The sequence below is a fragment of the Nakamurella sp. UYEF19 genome, from assembly GCF_040546275.1.
Taxonomy (GTDB): Bacteria; Actinomycetota; Actinomycetes; order Mycobacteriales; family Nakamurellaceae; genus Nakamurella.
In genome coordinates this window covers 1-21,452 of the sequence record NZ_JBEPNO010000039.1, presented here as the reverse complement: position 1 = coordinate 21,452, position 21,452 = coordinate 1, and the positions used below count along the sequence as shown (strand labels likewise).

General features: G+C 65.6%; 23 protein-coding genes and 1 pseudogene. 18 read left to right on the top strand and 6 right to left on the bottom strand.

The genetic code is table 11. From position 1 onward, the window contains the following. Nucleotides 1–209: 209 nt before the first annotated feature. Nucleotides 210–1,103, top strand: coding sequence for a hypothetical protein (locus ABIB25_RS27750; protein WP_354531753.1), 894 nt, complete (start codon nucleotides 210–212; stop codon nucleotides 1,101–1,103). Here the strand turns inward: ABIB25_RS27750 and ABIB25_RS27745 are convergent. Continuing rightward, on the bottom strand, nucleotides 1,048–1,386 hold the full coding sequence (locus ABIB25_RS27745) for a hypothetical protein (RefSeq protein WP_354531752.1): 339 nt from the start codon (nucleotides 1,384–1,386) through the stop codon (nucleotides 1,048–1,050). The two genes, ABIB25_RS27750 and ABIB25_RS27745, sit on opposite strands and share 56 nt — an antisense overlap. Between ABIB25_RS27745 and ABIB25_RS27740 the strand changes: the two genes are divergently transcribed. Both ABIB25_RS27740 and ABIB25_RS27735 read left to right on the top strand, forming a co-directional pair. Then, on the top strand, nucleotides 1,373–1,495 hold the full coding sequence (locus tag ABIB25_RS27740) for a hypothetical protein (RefSeq protein ID WP_354531751.1): 123 nt from the start codon (nucleotides 1,373–1,375) through the stop codon (nucleotides 1,493–1,495). The genes ABIB25_RS27745 and ABIB25_RS27740 overlap by 14 nt on opposite strands. Nucleotides 1,496–1,553: 58 nt before the next feature. Next, complete coding sequence (locus tag ABIB25_RS27735) at nucleotides 1,554–2,672, top strand: 5-methyltetrahydropteroyltriglutamate--homocysteine S-methyltransferase (protein ID WP_354531750.1); 1,119 nt, start codon at nucleotides 1,554–1,556, stop codon at nucleotides 2,670–2,672. A 69-nt stretch (nucleotides 2,673–2,741) separates the two neighbouring features. Here ABIB25_RS27735 and ABIB25_RS27730 read toward each other — a convergent pair whose 3' ends face one another. Further along, nucleotides 2,742–3,839 carry an APC family permease gene (locus ABIB25_RS27730; RefSeq protein WP_502919918.1) on the bottom strand — a complete coding sequence of 366 codons (1,098 nt, stop codon included), beginning with the start codon at nucleotides 3,837–3,839 and terminating at the stop codon, nucleotides 2,742–2,744. A gap of 247 nt (nucleotides 3,840–4,086) precedes the next feature. On the opposite strand from ABIB25_RS27730, the gene ABIB25_RS27725 reads away from it, so the two are divergent. The 6 genes and pseudogenes from ABIB25_RS27725 to ABIB25_RS27700 all read left to right on the top strand — a co-directional run. Then, the gene (locus tag ABIB25_RS27725; protein ID WP_354531749.1) at nucleotides 4,087–4,245 is read left to right on the top strand and encodes a hypothetical protein; all 159 of its coding nucleotides are present in this window, start codon (nucleotides 4,087–4,089) and stop codon (nucleotides 4,243–4,245) included. A 105-nt stretch (nucleotides 4,246–4,350) separates the two neighbouring features. Beyond that, complete coding sequence (locus ABIB25_RS27720; protein WP_354531748.1) at nucleotides 4,351–5,595, top strand: Fic family protein; 1,245 nt, start codon at nucleotides 4,351–4,353, stop codon at nucleotides 5,593–5,595. A gap of 311 nt (nucleotides 5,596–5,906) precedes the next feature. Beyond that, a complete protein-coding gene (locus ABIB25_RS27715; protein ID WP_354531747.1) occupies nucleotides 5,907–7,925 on the top strand; it encodes a putative bifunctional diguanylate cyclase/phosphodiesterase in 2,019 nt (672 codons plus the stop codon). A gap of 150 nt (nucleotides 7,926–8,075) precedes the next feature. Further along, on the top strand, nucleotides 8,076–8,333 hold the full coding sequence (locus ABIB25_RS27710) for a type II toxin-antitoxin system Phd/YefM family antitoxin (RefSeq protein WP_354531746.1): 258 nt from the start codon (nucleotides 8,076–8,078) through the stop codon (nucleotides 8,331–8,333). A gap of 118 nt (nucleotides 8,334–8,451) precedes the next feature. After that, the gene (locus tag ABIB25_RS27705) at nucleotides 8,452–9,147 is read left to right on the top strand and encodes a helix-turn-helix domain-containing protein (protein WP_354531745.1); all 696 of its coding nucleotides are present in this window, start codon (nucleotides 8,452–8,454) and stop codon (nucleotides 9,145–9,147) included. 126 nt (nucleotides 9,148–9,273) lie between these two features. Next, nucleotides 9,274–9,566 (top strand): annotated as a pseudogene (locus tag ABIB25_RS27700) (pyroglutamyl-peptidase I family protein); the annotation flags it as partial. Here the strand turns inward: ABIB25_RS27700 and ABIB25_RS27695 are convergent. Beyond that, a complete protein-coding gene (locus tag ABIB25_RS27695; protein ID WP_354531744.1) occupies nucleotides 9,539–10,840 on the bottom strand; it encodes a multidrug effflux MFS transporter in 1,302 nt (433 codons plus the stop codon). The pseudogene ABIB25_RS27700 and the gene ABIB25_RS27695 overlap by 28 nt on opposite strands. 125 nt (nucleotides 10,841–10,965) lie before the next feature. On the opposite strand from ABIB25_RS27695, the gene ABIB25_RS27690 reads away from it, so the two are divergent. The 5 genes from ABIB25_RS27690 to pcp all read left to right on the top strand — a co-directional run bounded on the left by ABIB25_RS27690 (nucleotide 10,966) and on the right by pcp (nucleotide 15,272). Then, nucleotides 10,966–11,847, top strand: coding sequence for an ABC transporter substrate-binding protein (locus ABIB25_RS27690; protein WP_354531743.1), 882 nt, complete (start codon nucleotides 10,966–10,968; stop codon nucleotides 11,845–11,847). A 297-nt stretch (nucleotides 11,848–12,144) separates the two neighbouring features. Continuing rightward, a complete protein-coding gene (locus tag ABIB25_RS27685) occupies nucleotides 12,145–12,450 on the top strand; it encodes a type II toxin-antitoxin system PemK/MazF family toxin (protein ID WP_354531757.1) in 306 nt (101 codons plus the stop codon). A gap of 129 nt (nucleotides 12,451–12,579) precedes the next feature. Further along, nucleotides 12,580–13,065, top strand: coding sequence for a sigma-70 family RNA polymerase sigma factor (locus tag ABIB25_RS27680; RefSeq protein ID WP_354531742.1), 486 nt, complete (start codon nucleotides 12,580–12,582; stop codon nucleotides 13,063–13,065). Between the two features lie 8 nt (nucleotides 13,066–13,073). Continuing rightward, nucleotides 13,074–14,504 (top strand): hypothetical protein, encoded by a 1,431-nt coding sequence (locus tag ABIB25_RS27675; RefSeq protein WP_354531741.1) that lies wholly within the window; start codon nucleotides 13,074–13,076, stop codon nucleotides 14,502–14,504. Between the two features lie 99 nt (nucleotides 14,505–14,603). Next, nucleotides 14,604–15,272 (top strand): pyroglutamyl-peptidase I, encoded by a 669-nt coding sequence (pcp, locus tag ABIB25_RS27670; RefSeq protein ID WP_354531740.1) that lies wholly within the window; start codon nucleotides 14,604–14,606, stop codon nucleotides 15,270–15,272. Nucleotides 15,273–15,659: 387 nt separating this feature from the next. Here the strand turns inward: pcp and ABIB25_RS27665 are convergent, their stop codons facing one another. Then, entirely contained in the window at nucleotides 15,660–16,406 is a 747-nt protein-coding gene (locus tag ABIB25_RS27665) for a GntR family transcriptional regulator (RefSeq protein WP_354531739.1), read from the bottom strand. Nucleotides 16,407–16,622: 216 nt separating this feature from the next. Between ABIB25_RS27665 and ABIB25_RS27660 the strand changes: the two genes are divergently transcribed. The 4 genes from ABIB25_RS27660 to ABIB25_RS27645 are packed head-to-tail and all read left to right on the top strand — an operon-like array spanning nucleotide 16,623 to nucleotide 19,590. Beyond that, complete coding sequence (locus ABIB25_RS27660) at nucleotides 16,623–16,967, top strand: hypothetical protein (protein WP_354531738.1); 345 nt, start codon at nucleotides 16,623–16,625, stop codon at nucleotides 16,965–16,967. 39 nt (nucleotides 16,968–17,006) lie between these two features. Further along, the gene (locus ABIB25_RS27655; protein ID WP_354531737.1) at nucleotides 17,007–18,002 is read left to right on the top strand and encodes a dihydroxyacetone kinase subunit DhaK; all 996 of its coding nucleotides are present in this window, start codon (nucleotides 17,007–17,009) and stop codon (nucleotides 18,000–18,002) included. Next, nucleotides 17,999–18,634 (top strand): DAK2 domain-containing protein, encoded by a 636-nt coding sequence (locus ABIB25_RS27650; protein WP_354531736.1) that lies wholly within the window; start codon nucleotides 17,999–18,001, stop codon nucleotides 18,632–18,634. Before ABIB25_RS27655 ends, ABIB25_RS27650 begins: the two co-directional genes overlap by 4 nt. Beyond that, nucleotides 18,631–19,590 (top strand): cyclase family protein, encoded by a 960-nt coding sequence (locus ABIB25_RS27645; protein ID WP_354531735.1) that lies wholly within the window; start codon nucleotides 18,631–18,633, stop codon nucleotides 19,588–19,590. The genes ABIB25_RS27650 and ABIB25_RS27645 overlap by 4 nt, the downstream gene beginning before the upstream one ends. A gap of 32 nt (nucleotides 19,591–19,622) precedes the next feature. Here ABIB25_RS27645 and ABIB25_RS27640 read toward each other — a convergent pair whose 3' ends face one another. Next, nucleotides 19,623–20,462, bottom strand: a complete 840-nt coding sequence (locus tag ABIB25_RS27640; protein ID WP_354531734.1) for a carbohydrate ABC transporter permease — start codon at nucleotides 20,460–20,462, stop codon at nucleotides 19,623–19,625. 43 nt (nucleotides 20,463–20,505) lie between these two features. Continuing rightward, nucleotides 20,506–21,452, bottom strand: a 947-nt coding sequence (locus tag ABIB25_RS27635) for a carbohydrate ABC transporter permease (RefSeq protein WP_354531733.1), incomplete at its 5' end; no start/stop codon positions are given.

Genomic DNA, 21,452 nt, shown 5'->3' with positions numbered 1-21,452 from the left:
GTTCGTCGGGCCCACAGCCCTGCAGTGCGTCTATACAGTCGACCGCAGGTCAGGCAGCCGAAAGGCTCTGGCCGGAGGGGGTTTGCCAGGGAAAACTACAGCGCGGCCGAAGGCTTCTCCTGATGCTTTGAACCCTCAGCCATCGGTCTTGGTGCACCGCAATCCTGCATCGAGGCGCGTGGTACCGGCCACGGTGGCATGATGTCTGTATGGTTATCGATCCGAAAATCCTGAAACGACTTAATTTATATGAAAAATCGACCCACGTCGCGCCATGCACCTGGGAAGGCCGCGACGCCGCGGTCGGCGTATCCCTCCGAGGTTTGGCATTCGCGGCAGCCAGTGGCTTCAACGTTACTTCGTCCCAAGGGCCCTTCCGGGCAGCTAGTCTAACGATGACGTCGGAATCGACTGCCGTCATTGAAATTTATGGTTCACCATTTTCCGTTACCTTCCCGAGTGAAGATATCGCTAAGGAATTATTGGAAGAGGTAAAAATCGCAACGGCCTCAGCCGGCGGTTCACCCCCGTTGGTCTTAGGACCAAATGAGCGAATCGTCAAATCTTGCAGCTTCCTTAGCGGCGCCTATCTGCCCCTCTCGCAGGGTGACGAAGTGGAATTAGTTTTTCGCGAGCTAAGATTAGAAATCTACCGGGGGCTCGCCCTGGCCCAAAATAAGCCGCTTCACGTGATGTGGTTCGATAAATCTTTCACCGTCGATCTATCCGGCCCCGGTCAGGTCACCTCGGGTGGAGGCTTCGTTGGCGGTGGCTCCGGGTTAGTGGGCGGCGCCGAAGGTATCGCTATTGCGTCAGTATTAAATAGGCTCACTACGAAGTCGAGCATTATTTCTGTGCTTAAGATTGCAGATGATGGTCACGAAGGTTTTTTCCTGCACACAGAGCAGACTCCAGTGCAGCTCCGGCAACAGCTATCACCCGTCTTCGTCCGCCTCCGCCAGCAGGAACGTCAGCTTTCGAGCGCTGGACCCGACGATTTCATCGGACGGCTTGAGCGGCTTGTCGCGATGCACCGGGCCGGCGCGCTCACCGATACAGAGTTCGCCACAGCAAAGACGGCTTTGCTTCAGGGACTTGGCTGAGAAATTTTCGATTGCTCCTGAGCATGACGGTCTTCACCGCTTTTGCAGTGGAGGTAGTCGGGGTCGGCGCGTCAGCCCGTAATAGGCGTCTGAGCCGCAAATGCGAGCGGCGAGCCTGCGTTCTTTCCACGATCAGCACCGCCTCGTAGTCGGCCATGAACGCAAACAAGCCGAACACCGGGATCACGTGGGAGGCGGCGGTGCCCACGATCCCGTAAGTCAACGACTGCACCCCCATCCGCCACGCGCTCCGGGCGGCGGCGGCTCCGATGGCGGTGGCCACGTACACCTACAACGCGCTTCCGTCCGACGAGCAGGCATCGCTCCCCGACGTGGAAGCCCTCACCGCGGCGTTGCTCGCCGGCGAACATGAGCAGGAGTCGCCATCGTAAATCCGTCGAGCAGGGCGCCGTCTCGCACCCACCCCGCACGAGTGGCACGCTGACCCTCATGACCACTCGAACCACACCACCATTTCGCGCAGACCACGTCGGCAGCTTGTTGCGCCCACCGGAGTTGCTCGCAGCGCGGGTTCAGCATCGGGCCGGCCAGCTCGACGCCGCCGGGCTCCGGGCGGTCGAGGACGAGGCGATCCGGGCGGTGGTCGCGATGCAGGAGGAGGTCGGGCTGCAGTCCGCGACCGACGGCGAGTTCCGCCGCACGTCCTGGCACATGGACTTCATCTACGCACTCGGCGGCATCACCACCACCGCCGACAAGATCCAGGTGCACATGCGCAACGCCGGCGGCCAGGTCGATTTCGAATCCGCCGCCATGCGGGTGAGCGAGCCGATCACCCTGCGGGAGACGATCTTCGGCGACGCCTTCGACTTCCTGCAGGCTCAGGTGCACACCGCCACGCCGAAGCTGACCATCCCGTCGCCCAGCATGGTGCACTACCGCGGCGGACGAGCCTCGATCGACGAGGCGGTGTACCCGGATCTGGAGCAGTTCTGGGACGACCTGACCACCGCCTACGCCGAGCAGGTCAGCCGGATCGCGGCGCAGGGCTGCCGCTACCTGCAGCTGGACGACACCAGCCTGGCCTACCTCAACGACCCTGCCCAGCGGGCGGAGCAGACCGCCGCCGGCAGCAACGCCGAGCACCAGCACGAGCTCTACATCCAGAACATCAACAAGGCGATCTCCGGACGTCCGGACACCCTCGCCGTCACCACGCACATGTGCCGCGGCAACTACCGGTCGTCGTGGGCGGCCGAGGGCGGTTACGACTTCGTCGCGGAGGCCCTGTTCGGCCAGCTCGACGTCGACGGCTTCTTCCTCGAGTTCGACGACGAGCGGTCCGGCAGCTTCGCCCCGCTCCGGTACGTGCCGGCCGGCAAGCAGGTCGTGCTCGGCCTCGTGACCAGCAAGCGCGGGGAGTTGGAGAGCAAGGACGACCTCAAGCGGCGCATCGACGAAGCCGCGAAATACGTTCCACTGGAACAACTGTGCCTCTCGCCGCAGTGCGGCTTCTCCTCCACGGTCGAGGGCAATGCCCTGACCCAGGACGAGCAGCGGGCCAAGCTCAGCCTCATCGTCGAGACGGCCGCGGAGGTCTGGGGCTGAGTTCAGGCCTGGGCCTGCGTGGGAGCGTCCCTGGTGCCCTCCCGCTTGTGACAGCCGGGCGTGGCGGCGTCAGTAGAACGCGTAGACGGCGATGCCCAACAGGAACCACACCGCGAACCGCAGCCACGTCGCGATCGACAGGTTGAGCATCAGGTAGACGCACGCCAGCGCGGAGACGATCGGCAGGACCGGCGACAGCGGCACCCGGAACGGCCGGTCCAGCTTCGGCCGGGTGTGCCGCAGCACGGGAACGGCGATGGACACCAGTGTGAAGGCGAACAACGCGCCGATGCTGACCAGATCGGCCAGGGTGGTCAGCGGGATCAACCCGCCCACCACCATCACCATGATCGTGGCGCCGACCGTGAACCGCAGCGGCGTACCGAATTTCGGGTGCACCTTCGCAATGGTCGGCGGCAGCAGCCCGTCACGGCCCATCGCAAATCCGATCCGGCCGATCCCGACCAGGTCGACCAAGATCACCGACGACAGCCCGCAGACGGCGGCGATGGAGACCAGAGTGCCGGCCCACGACGCACCGACCGCGTCGAACGCCGACGCCAGCGGCGACCCGCCGCCCCGATCGGTGTACTTGGACATGCCGGTGAGGACGAACGACACCCCCAGGTACAGCGCCGTTGCGATGCCGAGGGTCCACAGCAGTCCCCGCGGCATGTCCCGACGCGGGTTGCGCGACTCCTCGCTCATGTTCGCCACCGCCTCGAACCCCGTGCAGGCGAAGAACACCACCGCTGCGGCCGTGAGTATCCCGGCGATGCCGAAGGAGGCGGGATTGCCGAGGAACGTCTGGATGACCGGCCGCTCCAGCCCGGTGCCAGTGCCCCCGGTGGCAGGCTCCGACGGGGGGATGAACGGCGTCAGGTTCGCCTTCTTGATGCAGAACGCTCCGGCCACGATGACGAACAGGCAGATCGCCACCTTGACCACCACCAGCGTGTTGGTGACCCGCGCCGATTCCTTCACCCCGATGGCGGCGACCGTTCCCAGCACGGCCACGATGAAGATGGCTCCGACGTTGACCACCGACTTCTCGCCGAAGATCGAGGTCGGCAGCCCGAACAGGTTCTGCAGATATCCGGACCAGCCCCGGGACACCACCGAGGCACCCAGGACGAACTCGAGCAGCAGGTCCCAGCCGATGATCAATCCGAAAGCACCACCGCGGGGCCGGCGTGGGTCTTGGCCTCCACCCCCGTCAGCGGTTCGGTCCAGTTGTTCGCCGAAGGCAGTGCCCCGTCCGAACGCCCGTCAATCGGGCTTTCGGACGCGGACCGTAGCCCTTCGGTCGCGGACCGGGGCGATGGCGGTCCGGCCTCCGTGCGCTCGGCGGACGCCGTAGCGTGGGGTGCTGCGGCCACCATCAGGCCGGCGCCACTACCGCAAGGAGAACACCATGACCACCACGCCCGACGAAGCCAAGGACGCCCCCGAGAACACCCACGAGAGCACCGCTCCCGCCTCGATCTCGACCGAGGACGCGGAGATTGATCCGGCCGAGCGGGAGCACCAGGAGATCGACGCCAACGCATTCCGGGCGAGCCTCAAGTACTGAGGCCAGCGCTTTCGGTACTCGGATGTGGGGAGCGGCCGACGACAATTGGGTCGCCAGGCTCGGCTTACGCCCACTTACGGAGGTAAGTGGGCGTAACCTTGCTCCATGGGACCGGATGACCACAGCAGCGCGGTGCAGCCCCGGCCCGGTTCCGTGTGGCCGGCGGTCGGCTATGAACGCCTGATCTGGGAGAGCCCAGACCGTGATTTCGGGACGATGGCCCGCTCCGAGATGGCGCTTCGTCGTGGTTCGTACTCATCGGCCATCCCTGCCGACATCGCCACGCTGGACTACGCACCCGCGCGGTCTGTATCGGCTGCCGCGGAGGACGCTTCGAACGAAATCGCACGGTTCGATGCGGAAATGGGCACCGAGATCGCCCCGTTCGCAGCGATTCTGCTCCGCTCCGAGTCCGTTGCCTCGTCGCAGATCGAGAACCTCTCCGCCTCAGCGCGGTCCGTCGCCATGGCTGAGCTGGGCGACACCACCAAGCAGAATGCCACCCTGATCGCGGCCAACACGAACGCGATGCGGTCGGCGATCCAGCTGTCCGATCACCTGGACACTGAGTCCATCCTGCAGATGCATCTTGCGCTACTGGGCTCTCACGAGCCACGCACGGCGGGCCGGTGGCGAGAAGAACCCGTCTGGATCGGCCGTTCCTCCCGGAGCCCGATCGGGGCCGAATATGTCGCTCCTCATCAGTCCCGCGTCCTCCACGCGATCGACGATCTGGTGGCGTACGTCAACCGGGAGGACATACCGGTGTTGGAGCAGGCAGCCATCGCCCACGCCCAGTTCGAGACGATCCACCCGTTTACCGACGGGAACGGTAGGACCGGGCGCGCGCTGATCCATTCCATGCTGAAGGCCAAGGGCCTGACCAGAAATGTGACGGTGCCGGTGTCGTCCGGCTTGCTCGGGCAGCCCGACGTCTATCACCGCGCGCTGTCGTCCTTTCGGGCCGGCTCTCCCGACGACATGATCGAGCTGACGGCCGATGCCGCGTTCCGGGCGATCGCCAACGGTAGACAGCTGGTCCTCGAAATTCGGCAGATCCGCGAGACCTGGCGACGGTCGGTCACGGCCCGTGCCGACTCGGCGACCTGGAAGATCGCTGATCTACTTCTGCGGCAACCGGTTCTCGATACGGCAGTGCTGAACACCGAACTGGGGATAACGGCCAACCATGCGAGTCGGTACATGGACCAGCTGCGGGCCGGCGGCGCCGTCACGGGCTTCAACGTGCACCGACGCGGTCTTCACTGGAAATCCGATGCTGTGCTCGATGCTCTCGATGCGTTTGCTGCCCGCAGTTCTCGCTGCCAGTTCCCGACCGCGTTGAGCTGATCCCGGGCAGGAGTGACGTTGTGTCGACACCGTGTGTGAAATTCTAATGATCTACACCGTACGGTGACACGATGCGGGTGACACGACCACTCCTCCGGTCAAGTGACCCTCACAGATAGTGCCCAATGGATTAAACACGGGGCAGGTGCCACAACCTGTGGTGTAAGGACACTCTCGGGCATCGCTTGCTGTTTGTTTCGGACAGGTGTCGCCGTTGTCGATGTGAGTCTGCCGGCGAAACAATCCGGTACCGTTGCGTTCGTCCCACATGACCAATCGCAGCGGGTGGGGGTGGCAGAGTGATCGGGTCGATGGGGGCTGGGGTCGGCTGGGCGCTGTGCCTTCATGTCGGGGCCGCCGGCTCGATGGCGACGGTGGGTTGCTTCAATCTGCAATGGTGGGGGCGGGACCGGTCGCAGCGCTTCCTGGCGGCGACCGGGCTGCTCTGTTGGAGCGTCACGCTGACGCTCGTCGTCGGTGCCATCGGGCTGTCTTTCCCCGAGGCCGACGTCTTCCGGGTGGTCGTACCCGTCCGTGCCATGGTCATCGGCATCACCGCCGCCTTGTTCCTGGCCACCCTGGGCACGCTGGTTCCCCTGCCGGCCCTTCGCGCGGGCGTCGTGGCAGAGCTGTTGTTGCCCGTCGTGTATTCCGTCTTCGGTTTCACCGGCGACGCCGCCTACACCTTCGTCGACGGGTCGCCGTGGCCGATGATCCAATCCTTCGGCGACGCACTGGCGGGCAGTTGCGCCCTGATCTTCCTCGCCTACGCCGTCCTCGCGTGGTGGCGGCTCACCGGTGCCCGGCGGCGCGAGTTGGCCGCCGCGACCATCAGCGTGCTGGCCATCCTGGCCATCGCAGCCTTTGCCGGACCAGGGTGGCTGATGGAGGCCATGACGTCGCTGTGGACACTGCCCATCGCGATTCTCCTTGCCTGGTGGTGCAGCACAAGGGTGGTCACCCTCCAGGGCTCCCTCGTGTCGGCGTCCGAAGGCAGACTGCGGGCCGAGCATGTAGCTCATCACCTGGCGCGGTATGACCAACTCACCGGCCTGTCCAATCTGGACGGGGCGCTGGAGGAGCTCCAGTCCCTGCTCGGCGATCCGCAGACGCCGGTGCTCGTCGCCCAATTTCACGTCAGCCGACTGGAGCAGGTCCGTGCCGCCACGGGGTCCGCGGCCGCCGACTCGGTCCTGCGGACCATCGCCGCTCATCTGATGACCGTGCTCCCATCGCATGCCAGAGTGGCCCGGGTGCGGGAGGCGACCTTCATGATCTCGGTGCCCGTACCGGTGCCGCCACCGGATGCTGACCTCGAGGAGTACGCCGAACAGGCAGTCACCCTGTTGCAACGGACCACCGACCTACCGCGCAATCTCGTGGTGTCGGTGGGCATCACGGTCAGCCACCCGACGAGCACCGCCGCCGAGTTGGTGCAGGAGGTCGGAACCGCGCTCGTCGCAGCCCAGCAGGCGCGCGGTCGGGTACGGGTTTACCGGACCGAGCTCAGGCAGGAACTGCTGGCCAGGGCCCGCCTGACCCGGCTGCTCACCGTTGCTACCGAGCGCGACGAATTCGAACTCCACTACCAACCCATCGTCGACACGACAACCCTTGCCCGGGTGGGGGTCGAGGCGCTGGTCCGGTGGCGCCACCACGGACGACTCCATCCGCCCGCAGAGTGGATCCCCATTGCCGAGCAGGAAGGACTGATGCCCGCCATCGGGCTTCGTGTCCTCCGACTCGCGGCTCGCGACGTGCCGGCCATCGGCTGCCCCATCGCGGTGAATGTCTCTGCCCGGCAACTTGTCGATCCCGAATTCGTCGGGAACGTCCTGGACACCCTCCGCGATCTGCCGCGTCATGCTCTCATTCTCGAGATCACCGAGAGCTCGGTGATGGCCGACCTCGAGCAGGCCCGAACGGCGTTGATGGTGTTCCGCGACCACGGCATCCGGATCGCCATCGACGACTTCGGCACCGAGTACAGCTCGCTCAGCCGGCTCGCGACGGTGCCGTTCGACATTCTCAAGATCGACCGGTCGTTCGTCACCGCGGTGACGTCACCGCACGGCCGGTCGATCGTCACCGCCATCCACGCACTCGCCAGGGCGCTCGGCAAGACCACCGTCGCCGAGGGCGTGGAGACGCGAGAAGAGTTGCGGGCGTTGACCGAAATCGGTTGTGACCGGGTCCAGGGATTCCTGACCGGTCGCCCGATCCCGCTCGCCGACCTGTTGGCTGCCAGGGGATCTGGGACGGCAGTGTCGAAAACGCGATCGGGCTCGGGTCCGCCGGCCGAGGCAAACCTGGTCTTCGACGAGACGTGAACGGTAGGTTGTCCCACCATCCCCGGAGGAAGTGGTCTGATTTGTTCGAAAAGCCGCTTTCGCGGAACCGTTGCGTCGAGTGATCGTGCCGTGCCCGGACGGCTGCACGTGGCCCGAGACCGGTATCGCCCGACAGCTACGATCGCGCACATGAGCACGTGTGCCTCGGACGATCTCCGGAATGACACAGCCGACCTACTGCGCAGGGTGGCCGCCGACGAACGGGTGACCATCATGATGAACGGCGCACCTGTCGCGGACCTGATCCCGCTCTCGACGACCCGAACCGCATCCAGCTCGCGCGAAGATCTCGTATTGCTGCTCACCCGGCATCAGGCGGACGCGGCTTTACGGAGCGATCTCGATGCGTTGGCCAGCGACACCGCCAACGACCTGGAAGCGCTGTGACCGGCAGCGCGCCGAGCGCTCTGCTGAACAGGTCCGTGTTCATCGTCGTGAAAAGTCGCGGCCAGAGCTGTACCGCGGGCGTCTGACGCGACCATCCTGCCCAGTAGGCTCATCGGCCATGACAGACCTCGACATGTTGGCGCGTGTTCGACTACTGCGCGCCGAGGGCAAGGCGCCGAAGCAGATCGCACGCATTCTGGGCCTGAGCCCGTCCGTGGTGGCCCCACTGGTGCGCGCGGTGGCCGCCGAACGGGACGAGATCGCTCTCGCGCCTTCAGTTGTCGGCTGCTGGGTCAACCAGGGGTGGAGCCTTGGCCTGTCCGTCGATCCCGAGCAGGGATGGCAGGACCAGACGAACGACGACGAGAGCACAGCCGGCTTGGTCTGTGTGCTGCTGGCCAGGCGGCACCGCTTCGACAAGGTGACGGTGTGCGGATATCTGGCGGATGTCTACTGCCTCGGTATCAAGAACACCTACGGACCCGAGGTGATGAGCGAGCCCGAGTTGCACAGGTTCCAGCCGGAGTTCTTCGGTGCCTTCCACGGTTGGCAGACGGCAGACATCCAGTTGGCCAGGCACCTGATCTTCGGGGCGGTCGACTACGCCCGAGCCCTCGGGTTCGAACCCCAGGGCGAGTTCGACGAGGTGGCAGGCCTTCTCGGGCCCTGGACCGGATCGTCGGCCATCACCTTCGGGAAGGACGGCAGGCCGTTCTACCTGTCCGGCCCCTACGACGACCCCCGTCGGATCCTCAGGACCCTGGAACGGACCGCGCCGGGCCAGTTCGAGTTCAGTCTCGCCGTCGAAGGGTGAGGACCTCCCAGGTGCTCTCGGTGGTGGGCGAATGATGGAGCCAGGACGACCAGGCCCGCGACCACCGTTCCACTGACCGGCTTCGAGCCGTTCGACGGTCAGACGACCAACCCATCGTGGTCGGCCGTGCGGGAGGCGCGCCGGACGTGGGCCGGGTCGGACGAAGACATCCACGTCCTCGAACTCCCGGTCGACTTCGCCTCCGTCGACCAGGTGCTCACCGACGCGCTGGGAGCCCTTCGTCCGACGTGGTGATCTGCGTCGGGCAGGCCGGGCGGGGCCAGTGCCGTCCGGCTGGAGCGCGTCGCCATCAACGTGGACGATGCCCGCATCCCGGACAACCAGGGCCGGCAGCCTGTTGACGAGCCGTCGTGCCCGCGGGTCCCGCGGCCTACTTCTCGACGCTGCCGATCAAGGCGGCGGTGGCCGAACTCGGTCGGTTGGGCATCCCGGCGGTACTGCGGCGCATCGCCGGACGGGTCGCGAACATCAGGCCGACGATGATGACCGTGGCGGCGAGCATCACCGACGCCATGGCCACCGCGGATCCTTCGGCGAACAGTCCGGTGATCGGCGCGGTGGTGGCGCCGATGCCAAACTGGGTCGCGCCGATCAGGGCCGCGGCGCTGCCGGCCCGGTGCGCATTTCGTTCGAGCGCGATCGACGAGATCGCCGGCAGCAGCATGCCGACGGCGAACATGTTGGCCACCAGCAGCACGATCAGCGGCCACACACCCAGTCCGATGATGGAAGTCACCACCAACGCGCCGGTGACGGCGAGGGCGCCCAGGACCGCAGCACGCAGGATCTGCTCGGGAGCGACCCGGCCGAGAAGGGCACCGTTGAGCTGGGTTCCGATGGTGAAGGTGATGCCGCCCGCGGCGAAGATGATCGCGAATTGGGTCGCCGAGAGGCCGAATCCGTCCTGGAAGACGAAGCTGGCCGACGAGATGTAGGTGAATAGCGCCGCCATGGTGAATCCGCCGAGCAGCGCCAGGCCGAGGAACAGCGGATCGCGCAGGAGCGTCACGTAGGACCGGGTGGCGGCACCGACTCCGCCGGAGCGTCGCAGCTGCGCCGGCAGCGACTCCTTGAGCATGAAGAACGCAGCGACCAGCAGCACGGTGGCCAATGCCGCGAGGGCGACGAACATGTCGCGCCAGGAGCCGAGACGCAGGAACTGCGCACCGATCATCGGGGCGACGCAGGGGGAGACCCCGACGACGAGCATCAGCCGCGCGATGGCCTTGCCGACCTGGATGCCTTCGAAGCGGTCGCGCACGATCGCCATGGACAGCACCATGCCGGCGGCCGCGCCCAGGCCCTGCAGGAACCGCAGGGCCGTCAGCAGTTCGACCGAGTTGACGAAGACGATGCCGACCGACGCGGCGATGTAGAGGGCGAGACCGGTCAGCATGGGCTTGCGCCGGCCGATCGCGTCGGAGATCGATCCCAGCAGGAGCTGCCCCAGTGCCAGGCCGATCAGCGTGGCGGTGATGGTCAGCTGCACGGCGGCGGGGCGGGTGTTCAGATCAGAGGTGATCTGCGGGAACGCAGCAAGGTACATGTCGATGGTGAACGGTCCGACGGCCGTCAACGCGCCCAGCAGCAGGATGAACGTGCCGCCGATGTGGGCCAGCCTGGGTGCCGGTTCATCGATGGTGGTGGGCGTCGTGATGGTGGAGCTGGACATCGAAAAGCCTCTCGACTGGTGGATTTGCGCAGGGGAGGGGCTTCGGTGCACCTGTGGAGACCAACCACTGAGCGCCGCAGTAATTCCCGGACGCGATCAACGGCACTCTCACCTACGGTATGCAGATGCGACTGGTATCCACGCTTCCGTCCGCCACCGAGATCGCCTACGCACTCGGGCTGGGGGACCAGGTGGTCGGCGTGACCTTCGAATGCGACGAACCCGCGTCCGCACGGATCGAGAAGACGGTGGTGGTCGGTGGCCGCGATACCCACGGGATGACGCCGCAGGAGATCGATCGCTACGTCCGGGACCGGCTGGCGGCCGGTGAGGATCTGTACACCCTGGATGGCGGGGCACTCGCGGCGCTCGCCCCGGACGTCATCCTGACCCAGGACCTCTGCCGTGTCTGCGCGCTGCCCTCGGGCCAGGTCGAGGAAGCGTTGTCCTACCTGGGTTGTCAGGCCGATGTCGTCTCCCTCGACCCGCACACCCTGGCCGATGTCCTGGACACCATCCTGCTGGTGGGCGCCCGGACCGGCACCGCCGACCGCGCGCAGGAGCTGGTGAATGGCCTGCAGGCCCGGCTGGACGCCGTCAGCACCGCCGTTGCCGGTCTGCCCCGACCGCGGGTGGCCGTCGTCGAGTGGGTTGACCCGCTGTTCACCGCCGGGCACTGGGTGCCGGACCTGGTCACGGCGGCCGGTGGGGAACCGGTGTCCGGCCGACCCGGGCAGATGTCGGTCACCGCCACCTGGGATTCCGTCGCGGCCTGCATGCCGGATCTCGTCGTGGTGGCGCCCTGCGGCTACCACCTCGACGGCGCCGTCGCGCAGGCCCGCGCCGTGGCCGAAAGGCTGCCGGGGGTAGCGATCTGGGCGATCGACGCCGACGGACTCATCGTCCGGCCGGGACCGAGGTTGGTCGACGGGGTCGAGGCGTTGGCCGCGCTGATGCATCCGGAGGCTGTCGCGGCCGTGCCCGGACGAGCCGAGCGGGTGGTGTGAGGACCGCAGACTTTCGTAACTCACGGCCGAGTCATACCGAGTTGTACTCGGTCCATGAAGACAGCGATTTCTGTGCCCGATGAGACCTTCGAGAAGGCTTCACGCCGAGCCCACGAACTCGGCGTCAGCCGGTCTGAGTTCTTCAGTCGTGCGGCTGCCCGATACGTAGAAGAACTCGACGCGGCATCGATCACCGAGCAGATCAATGAGGCCCTCGATACTGTGACCCGAGCCGACGATTCCGCGGCGGCTGCTGTCGAGGCGGGCCTTCGGGTCCTGGAAAACAGTTCGGGACGAGTGGTGATCGCTCGTGGGGACATCTACTGGGCCGATCTGGGAGCGCCCGCGGGTTCGCGACCAGCCAAGCGCCGACCGGTAGTGGTGATCTCGGCTGATAGCTACAACACCAGTAGGTTGGCCACCGTGATCGCCGCGGTCATCACGTCAAACACCAGCCTGGCGACGATGCCGGGCAACGTCTTCCTGTCGGCCGATGCGAGCGGGCTGACGCAGGATTCGGTTGTCGTTGTCACGGCGCTGGTCACGGTGAACAGGACGGATCTCGACGAGCAAGCAGGCCGTGCCCCGCTGAGCTTGTTTTGACCAGATGCGGTGACTCATCTGTTGGCGCCGTACCCGTGAACCCGATCGGATGGTCCGGCCTTGCGACAATATGGGTTCGTCGTGACGTTGAGGTGGTGAACGGATAGTTCACGGGCGGATCGGAGGGCAATGGACTTCGAAGATTTCCTGACCGCCAACCTGGGACGCTTGGGCCGTTACGCCGGAGTACTGGTGGGCGACCGCCAGTTGGCGCATGACGTTCTGGCCCAGACCCTGATCGCGATCTGGCCGATCTGGGATCGGGTAGGGGCAATGCAGTATCCGCTGGCCTACGTACGGGCCGCAGTGACCACTACGTTCCTCGATCACCGCCGGACGACTCTGCGCCGACGCACCTTTTCCACCAGCTCGCACGATCTGTTGGACTCCCGGATCGATTCGGTCATCGACCACGTGGAGGACCGTGATGAGCTCGACGGTCTGCTGCGGGCGCTACCCGACCGCCAACGGACGGTACTGGTGTTGCGCTACTACCTGGACCGTACCGATCAACAGATTGCGGCGGAGCTGGGCTGTGCACTGTCGACGGTGCGTTCGTCGGCCAACCGTGGCCTGGCGTCGTTGCGGCTCGCCAAGACATCGGCCAGAGAGTGAGGGACCACATGGACATCGAAGAGCTGAAAGAGGCGCTGGCCGCACGCGAGCGGTTCACCCCCGACGAGGACGCCGTTCTCGAAACTGTGCTGGCGCACCCGCCCAAGGGAAATGTCAGGCGTTCGCGCGGCCGATTCGCCGTGATCGGGATCGCCGCCGCAGTCGTCCTGGTCGTCGCGACGGCGAGCGTGGTGCGGTTCACCGCGCGCCAGGCCTCGGGTCCGCCACCAGCAACGGCAGTTCCGTCGCCGACGCAGTCCGTGCTCGAGTCGAAGCTCGACCGGACGTACTGGTCGATTGCGACTGTGGCGAAAGGAGCTGGGGGCAAGCCAATCTCGGCGCGCTTCGACGATTCGTTCGGGATCAATTTCAACCCGGACGGGACAGTCCAGATGACGGCGCCGCTCTGTCAGACGCAGGCGGTCCGTTGGACCACCACCGACCAGACGGTCACCTTTGATCGGCTCACACCCCAGAAAAACGGCTGCGAGAAACAGCCCGGTGCGCCGAGTCCAGCATCCTCCATCCTCGCGGCCGCCTACCAGGCCATGAAAGCAGGCTCAACTCAGGGACACCTCGATGGGCGAGCTCTGGTGTTGCAGCCCGGACCCTATGTGCTGACGTTCAGGCTCGTCAGTACGCAGCCGTCGTACGTGTACTCCCCGTCGCCCCCCTCGATAGACGGTGCAGTCCAGCAATGGAAGGATTTTCCCGTCAGCGCACGGCCGCGGCCGATCGTCCTGATGACGTCCGCGGTCGTTCTGCCTGCCGATCCGCTGCCGGTGGGGGAAGACGAGAATGCCTTGGCTGCCGGGCGGATCACCCTCGGGATGACCCTACCGACAGCACCGGAGACGATGGGTGGTTACCCGATCATTCCCCCTGCCGCGGCCATCAGCCAGCTCACCGACCCGCTGCACTCGACTGTCGTGAGGCCGTCTGTCCACATCACCAGAATGCAACTGGTCGACCAGCCTTTCAGGACCGACCGCGGCGACACCCCACTGCCGACTTGGAAAGTGACGCTCGCCGAGTCCCGCGATCCGATCTACGTGCTTGCGGTGGCAGCGGGTGGCCGGTACCCGGCCACCCTTGCCGATGATCCGCCGGTGGGGGAAGGGGCGACGGTGTCCGGCAACGGAAAGGACATCACGATCTCGTTCATCGCCCATCACGTTTCAGAGGGAGGTTGCGATCCCGACTACACCTCCTCCCTCGCCTCGAAGGAGACCTCGACGGTGGTGGTCCTGGCCGTGAACCTGCACTTCGACTCCACGTTTCCGAAGGCCGGTTGCACGGACGGGTTCTCGAGGATCACCTCCGGTTTGTATCCAACTCCTGGTCAACCTGACAACACGACAGTGCACCTGCAGGAGCCGCTGGGTAATCGTGCCCTGATCAACCAATCGGGGATCCCCTACGAAGTCGGCACCTCCTGATCTCCGACCAGCGCCGCAGCTCACCCAGTGGTCATCGGCCGGACAGTCCCCGCGGGACCCGAAGCAATCTGCCGGCGGTGATCCGCGAATGATGGAGGCATGACGACCGGCACCAGGCCTCGGACCACCGTTCTACTGACCGGGTTCGAGCCATTCGACTCTCAGAGCACCAACCCGTCGTGGTCGGCCGTCCAGGAGGTGCGCCGGACGTGGGCCGGGTCGGACGAGGACATCCACGTCCTCGAGCTTCCGGTCGACTTCGCCTCTGTCGACACGGTCCTCACCGATGTGTTGGAAACGCTTCGCCCGGACGTGGTGATCTGCGTCGGGCAGGCCGGCGGGGCCAGCGCAGTCCGGCTGGAGCGTGTCGCCATCAACGTGGACGATGCCCGCATCCCGGACAACCAGGGTTGGCAACCCGTTGACGAGCCCATCGTTCCCGGAGGTCCTGCGGCCTATTTCTCGACGCTGCCGATCAAGGCGGCGGTCGCCGAACTCGGCCGGTTGGGCATTCCGGCGGTGGTCTCGCAGACCGCCGGCACCTACACGTGCAATCACGTGTTCTATCGGCTGATGCACGAGCTCGAGCGCTCCGGCAGTGATGTCCGCGGCGGGTTCGTCCACGTGCCGTTTGCACCGGAACAGGCTGTGGGCACTGAGTTTCCGTCGATGGCGGTGGATACGATGGCTCGTGGTGTGGCTACCGTATTGGCGATGACGCTGTCGACGTCCGTGGACGCTCGGATCGTCGGCGGGAGTCTGCAGTAGCAGCGCGATTCGAAGTGGGGTACGCGATGAGGCCAGTTCGTTGTCGATGCTCCCTGGTAGTCCTGTAGTCATGAATGGAACCGGCGTTCCCGGCGGTGGCTCCAGCGTCACCGCTGCCTGTGTGGTAGCCGGACCTTCTGGCGTCGGTCGGCGCGCGCGTCACAGCAGGACGGCGTCGCGCGGTGGAAGTTGGTAGCGCGCAATCCCAGACCAAATTCGTTGACCTCGAACGCCTTCCCAGACCTGGCGCCTACGCTTATTGAAGAGTTGGCCGATTCAAAAAGCTCTCCTGAGACCGATGCGCGCCGCCCCCGGCCCCGCAATGGTCGAAGTGCGCATTGGGCGGAGCGGTACCTGCCAGGCCCGAGCGATGCATCTCTGCCGGCGTCAGCGCGTTGTCCGCATGACAGTGAATGCGAAGCGTCCTTCGATGAAGTAACTACGTGTGTACATGAATGGCCGGTTCTGCTCGTCGTAGTGCAGTTGATCCAGGAGCAGGAACAGTTCATCCTGCGCGAGGGCTCCGTCCCAGGCGACGGACAGGTCGCTGACGGCTTTGACGTTGGCGAGAGCGCGGATCGGGGTCGGGCCGTTGTTGTCGGCCAGGAAGCCGAATACCGACCCGGTCAGATCCTTGGGCTTGAAATCGGCCGGGAAGACCCATCGGGGAAGCACGTCGTAGGAGTAGGCAACCACGATGTCGTCGGCCATGATCTTGCGCTGGATGTCCAGCACCTGCTCGTCGGGCCCGATGCCGAACATGTCCTGCTCCTGCGCCGTTGGGGGACGTAGCAGACGGTGGTGGTACCGCATCCCAGGGCGGTGTCCCATCTCGGCGATGGTCGCGCTGATCGACTTCAGTTCCTGCATGCCGGCATGGATGGTCCCGACGTCGGCGGCGAAGCTGCCCAGCCCGCGCTTGGTGGTGATCAAACCGCGTTCTTCGAGAGTTTTCAGAGCTTGTCGCACGGTCGCCCGCGATACCCCGTAGCTGTCGACCAGGTCGGCCTCGGTGGGCAGTTGCTCCCCCGGTGACCATTCCTGGGCAGCAAGCCGTCCCCGCAGGTCGTCTGCCAACCGCACCGGTAGGGCCGTGCGCGAGCCGAGTCGGTCGGTACCGGTCTGCGCTTTCACCGTCTGCCTTCCCTTGTTGTGACGCTCCTCGGAACCGCCTCCGACGTCAGGGCGAATCCTGCTTGACAGATGTCCGTTGTCCGACAACTATACGAGACGAACGACTCGCCGTGAAGTGCGACCTGCGATGCCAGTGTTGGCGTCGGGACGGTGCGGGGAGCTGTAGCAGGCCGGCCGGGGTGGTGTCCCCTTGACGACGAGTTGCACGAGGTGTGGATGAGCGACATCGAGACACCGTATCGCGAGTTGAACCTGTCGACGGTGGCAGAATTGGTCGTACCGTTCTTGGCCGGCCGGCCGATCACTGCGCAGGAGATTGGCGACGGCAACCTGAATCGGGTGTTTCGGGTTTCGAGTTCATACCAGTCGGTGGTGATCGAACAGGCGCTGCCCTACCTGAAGGCGGCCGGCGAATCGTGGCCGCTCGCCAGGCATCGTGCCCGTATCGAGTGCGAGGCTCTCCAGCAGCACGGCAAGCTGGTGGGCCAGATTCCAAGCGCAGGCGTCATCGCTGGCGGGCGGCCGTGCGCTCGTGCTCGGCGGCCGATGCCCCAGTTTTGATGATCTATGGCAGCGCGCAACCCAAGAGGAGAGTTTCGCATGAGAAAGCTGATCAACCGCCCTGGGGATTTCGTCGACGAGTTCGTCGACGGGATCCTCAAAGCGCATCCCGATGAATTGCGATCAGTCTCAGCGGACCACCGCGCGCTGGTCCGGGTCGATGCCCCCGGCGATCGGGTCGGCATCGTCACTGGAGGCGGTTCCGGACACCTCCCGCTGTTCCTGGGGTACGTCGGACGGGGGTTGCTCTCGGGAGTGGCGATCGGCGGAGTGTTCTCGTCCCCGTCGCCGCAGCAAATCCTGGCGGCCACCAGGGCAAGTGACTCCGGACGCGGGGTGCTCTACCTGTTCGGAAATTACGGAGGTGACGTCCTCAACTTCGAACTCGCCGGTGAACTGGCCGAGTTGGACGACATACTCACCCGCACGGTGCTGCTGGCCGATGACGTTCTCAGTGCGCCCCCTGAGAAGGCCGAAAGCCGCCGCGGTGTCGGTGGTCTGGTGCTGGCCTACAAGTGCGCCGGCGCCGCCGCAGAGCGCGGCGATGATCTCAAAGAGGTCACCAGGGTGGCGGAAGCCGCCGCCGCAGCGTGCCGCAGCGTGGGCGTAGGACTATCCCCGTCGATTCTGCCTGCGGCAGGCAAGGCCACCTTCGAACTGCCGGACGGCCAGATGGAGATCGGGATCGGGATCCATGGGGAACCCGGCTCCCACCGCGGTCCGCTGGAGACCGCCGACCAGATCGCCGATCGAATGGTAGCCGCGGTCTTGGCTGACATCGCTCTGGTAGCGGGCGATCGAGTTGCTGTGCTGGTGAACGGGATGGGCGCAACTCCTCCCGAAGAGCTCTACGTGTTGTATCGCCGGGTGTACGACATCCTCGCCGCTGAAGGGATTGTCGTCCACCGGTCCTACGTGGGGGAGTATGCCACCAGCCTGGAGATGGCCGGCGCCTCGTTGACCATGATGAAGCTCGACGACGAGTTGGCCGAACTCATCGACGCACCGGCGTCTTCCCCGTTCTTCCGCCAGTGAACGGGCACGAACTTGCCGCACTCCTGGCCGCTGCGCTTCCGCTGCTGGAGGCGTCCAGGGACGAGCTGCGCGATCTGGATGCCGCCATCGGTGATGGCGATCTCGGCATCACCGTCGCTGACGGCGCCGCCGCAATTTTGCGGGATCTGCCCGCGGGCGACGAATCGGTGTTGCCCGCGAAGGTGCTCCAAGTCGCGGCCGCCGCGTTCTCCGCAGCCAATCCGTCGACCCTGTCGGCGCTGGTGGCCGGTGGACTACTGGCTGCCGCCAAAGGGTTGGGCGAATCGGCCGAGGTGGACCGGGCCGGCGCCATTGGAATACTCTCGGCCGCAATCGAGCGGATCAAGCAGCGAGGAAAGTCGGTGCCGGGCGACAAGACCATTCTCGATGCGATGGCACCCAGTCTCGAAGCGCTGACACACGGCCCAGACGATTCGACCGAGAGCCTGTCGCTGATGGTGACGGCGGCCCGGACGGGTGTCGAATCGACCACCGGACTGGTGTCTCGACGCGGCCGCGCAGCCTGGGTCGGGGATCGGAGCATCGGACATCCCGACGGTGGTGGCACTGCCTATCTCCGCCTGCTCGAAGCATTCCAGCGGGCCTGGTCCGGAACCGTTGCGCTGCCGTGAGCAGCGGGACCGAACCGACCTTGCAGCTGACCGACCTGCTGGCCCAGGTCCCGACCAATTGGGGGCGCTGGGGTGCCGGCGATGAAATCGGTGCGTCGAATTTGCTCGATCCTGATCAGGTGCTCCGCGCGGTCGGATTGATCCGCCACGGCCGGGTATTCACTCTCGGCGCCCCGGTGGGGGCCGACGACCCGGTGCTACCCGGGCGAACCCCGCCGCTGCGGCGCAATGTCACCGATGATGCAGCATTCCGGTCCGGTCGCCAGGAACGCTTGCCGGGCGGTCTTGCGTGGACCGAGGATCTGCTGACCGCCCACGCTCAGTTCGGAACGCACACCGATGCACTCGGCCACATGTGGCTCGACGACCAACTCTGGAACGGCCATCCTGCGTCCAGCACTACCGGTGCGATGGCCAAGGCCGGGATCGAGCCACTGGCCCACCGCGGAATCGTCGGGCCCGCAGTGCTCATCGACATGGCCGCGCACCGGCGGGTCCAATCGCTGGCCAGAGCCGAGACCTTCGATCACCACGACGTTCTGGCGGCAGCGCAGGCCCAAGGAGTGGCCATCAGGCCGCGCGCCATTCTGCTGCTCCGCACCGGCTGGCACGCGGCCTTGCGTGCGGATCGCCAGCGGATCACCGACGACTACTGGGAACCCGGGCTGACCTTCTCACCCGAGCTCGTCCGTTGGTTCCACGAACTGGACATCGCCTGCCTGGTGACCGACACCCTGGGCAACGAGACCACCCGTGAGCCACGCACCGGGGTCTTCTATCCCCTGCACGCCGCTCTGATGCGCGGATTGGGTGTCATCTTCACCGAGGCCGCCTGGCTGGACGATCTTGCTGCGGACTGTCATCGCGACGGGGTGTGGGAATTCTTCTACGCCGCAGCCCCGATCCCGCTGATCGGCGGGTCCGGGGCGGCGACCAATCCGGTGGTCATCAAGTAACTGCATCGTGAGACGGGTTACCCGCTCGCGCCTCAGCCCTTGACCGCACCGAAGGTGAAGCCTCGCACCACGTGTCGCTGGACCGCGATGGTGAACAGAATGATGGGGATCGCCACCATGGTGGCCGCGGCGTAGAGCTTGCCCCAGTTGATTCCACGATCGCTGATCAACGTGGCGACGATCCCGGCCGGAGCAGTGCGGTTGTCAGTGGTCAACAGCACCGCGAACAGCAGCTCGTTCCAGGCCGAGATGACGGTGAAGATGGCGGCGGCCGCAATACCGGACCGGACGACCGGGAGCATCACCCGGACCAGGATCCGGCCGTCACCGGCCCCGTCCACCAACGCCGACTCCCGGAGCTCCTTGGGCACCTGCGCCATGAACCCGCGCACCAGCCACACGGTGAACGGGATGTTCATCGCGGTATAGGTGAGGATCAGGGCAATCGGATTGTCCAATAGATGCAGGTTGTTCCACAGCTGGAACAACGGCACCAGCAGCACGACCGGAGGCAGCATCGACGCCAGCAGGATCAGGATGAGCCAGAAGTTTGGTCGACGCACTCGCATGAACGTCAGCGCGTAGCTGGCCGGGACGCTGACGATGATCGTCAGCAGCACGGTCGAGACGGTGACGATCAGACTGACCATCAGGTAATGGCCGAATTGGGTGCCGCTGTCGGTGGAGAACAGGTCCCGGTAGTTCTCCAGCGTGGGGGTGAACAGCCAGGCCGGGGGGATGGCGAATACCTGGGCCGACGGTTTGATCGACTGCAGGAGCATCCACACCACCGGAGCCAGGCTGATCAGCACCCAGAGGATGACAATCCCGTAGACGGCCGTTTGGCTCCGGCGAGATCTTCTCACCGCCATGTCTTCTCCTGTTCGATGGTGGACTTTCGGGTCAGGGCGGCGATCACGCTCGCTGCGATCGCATGATGCGGATGAGCGAGAAACTGGCCAGGAGCGTGAGCAGCATGAAGACGGCGGCCTCGGTCGCGGCGTAGCTGGTGTACTGACCCACGTTGGCGTCGTTGTAGATCTGCATGGCCACCACGTTGGTGGCGTTGCCCGGTCCACCGTTGGTGAGTGTGTAGACCGTGTCGAACGTCCGGAACAGGTCGATGACGCGGAAGAGAACCGTGACCAAGATCAGCGGAACCAGCATCGGGATCTGGATGTAGCGCAGTTTGCTCCACCCGCCGGCCCCGTCCAGCTCGGCTGCTTCGATGACCTCGGGGGACAGGGCCACCAGGCCCGCGGAGAGCACCAGCACGAAAAATGGCGTGCTGCGCCAGACATCGGTCAGCACCAAGGCAGCGAAGGAGTACCCACTGTCGGCTAGCCACGCGTGCGGTTGCCCGCCGAAGAGGGTGACGAAATAGTTGATCAGCCCGGAGTCGTAGTTCAACAGGTTGCGGAAGTTGATGGCCGCGACCGCCGGTGTCAGCATGGTCGGGATCAGGATCAGGGTTCGGAGCAGCCCACCACCGCGGATGATCCTGGCCATGGCCAAGGCCAGTCCGAACCCGATGACGAACTCCAGGATCAGCGCGGTCAGCGTGTACTTCGCGGTGACCCCGATGCTGGCCCAGAACTGGGAATCCGTGAGGACGGCCTTGTAATTGCGGAATCCGACCCACGGGACGTTCACCCCGGGTGCCAACCGGGAGAAGGTGAGGCGGATGTCATCCAGCAGCGGATAGAGGATCAGGCCGACCAGAACGATGGCTGCCCCAAGGGTGAAGGTGAAGGCGGCCCAGCGCTCGCGGATCGGAACCTTGAACCCGGCCGCCGGGGGGGGGCGCCGCCGCGGGGGGGGCGGCGGGCCGGGGGGGGGGGGGGGGGGCCGGGGGCCGGGCC

What these genes read in the sequence shown, in the direction of transcription:
- ABIB25_RS27750 (WP_354531753.1), top strand. Translation starts at nt 210, where the DNA reads ATGGTTATCGATCCGAAAATCCTGAAACGACTTAATTTATATGAAAAA.
- ABIB25_RS27740 (WP_354531751.1), top strand. Translation starts at nt 1,373, where the DNA reads ATGGCGGTGGCCACGTACACCTACAACGCGCTTCCGTCCGACGAGCAG.
- ABIB25_RS27735 (WP_354531750.1), top strand. Translation starts at nt 1,554, where the DNA reads ATGACCACTCGAACCACACCACCATTTCGCGCAGACCACGTCGGCAGC.
- ABIB25_RS27725 (WP_354531749.1), top strand. Translation starts at nt 4,087, where the DNA reads ATGACCACCACGCCCGACGAAGCCAAGGACGCCCCCGAGAACACCCAC.
- ABIB25_RS27720 (WP_354531748.1), top strand. Translation starts at nt 4,351, where the DNA reads ATGGGACCGGATGACCACAGCAGCGCGGTGCAGCCCCGGCCCGGTTCC.
- ABIB25_RS27715 (WP_354531747.1), top strand. Translation starts at nt 5,907, where the DNA reads ATGGGGGCTGGGGTCGGCTGGGCGCTGTGCCTTCATGTCGGGGCCGCC.
- ABIB25_RS27710 (WP_354531746.1), top strand. Translation starts at nt 8,076, where the DNA reads ATGAGCACGTGTGCCTCGGACGATCTCCGGAATGACACAGCCGACCTA.
- ABIB25_RS27705 (WP_354531745.1), top strand. Translation starts at nt 8,452, where the DNA reads ATGACAGACCTCGACATGTTGGCGCGTGTTCGACTACTGCGCGCCGAG.
- ABIB25_RS27695 (WP_354531744.1), bottom strand. Translation starts at nt 10,840, where the DNA reads ATGTCCAGCTCCACCATCACGACGCCCACCACCATCGATGAACCGGCA.
- ABIB25_RS27690 (WP_354531743.1), top strand. Translation starts at nt 10,966, where the DNA reads ATGCGACTGGTATCCACGCTTCCGTCCGCCACCGAGATCGCCTACGCA.
- ABIB25_RS27680 (WP_354531742.1), top strand. Translation starts at nt 12,580, where the DNA reads ATGGACTTCGAAGATTTCCTGACCGCCAACCTGGGACGCTTGGGCCGT.
- ABIB25_RS27675 (WP_354531741.1), top strand. Translation starts at nt 13,074, where the DNA reads ATGGACATCGAAGAGCTGAAAGAGGCGCTGGCCGCACGCGAGCGGTTC.
- pcp (WP_354531740.1), top strand. Translation starts at nt 14,604, where the DNA reads ATGACGACCGGCACCAGGCCTCGGACCACCGTTCTACTGACCGGGTTC.
- ABIB25_RS27660 (WP_354531738.1), top strand. Translation starts at nt 16,623, where the DNA reads ATGAGCGACATCGAGACACCGTATCGCGAGTTGAACCTGTCGACGGTG.
- ABIB25_RS27655 (WP_354531737.1), top strand. Translation starts at nt 17,007, where the DNA reads ATGAGAAAGCTGATCAACCGCCCTGGGGATTTCGTCGACGAGTTCGTC.
- ABIB25_RS27640 (WP_354531734.1), bottom strand. Translation starts at nt 20,462, where the DNA reads ATGGCGGTGAGAAGATCTCGCCGGAGCCAAACGGCCGTCTACGGGATT.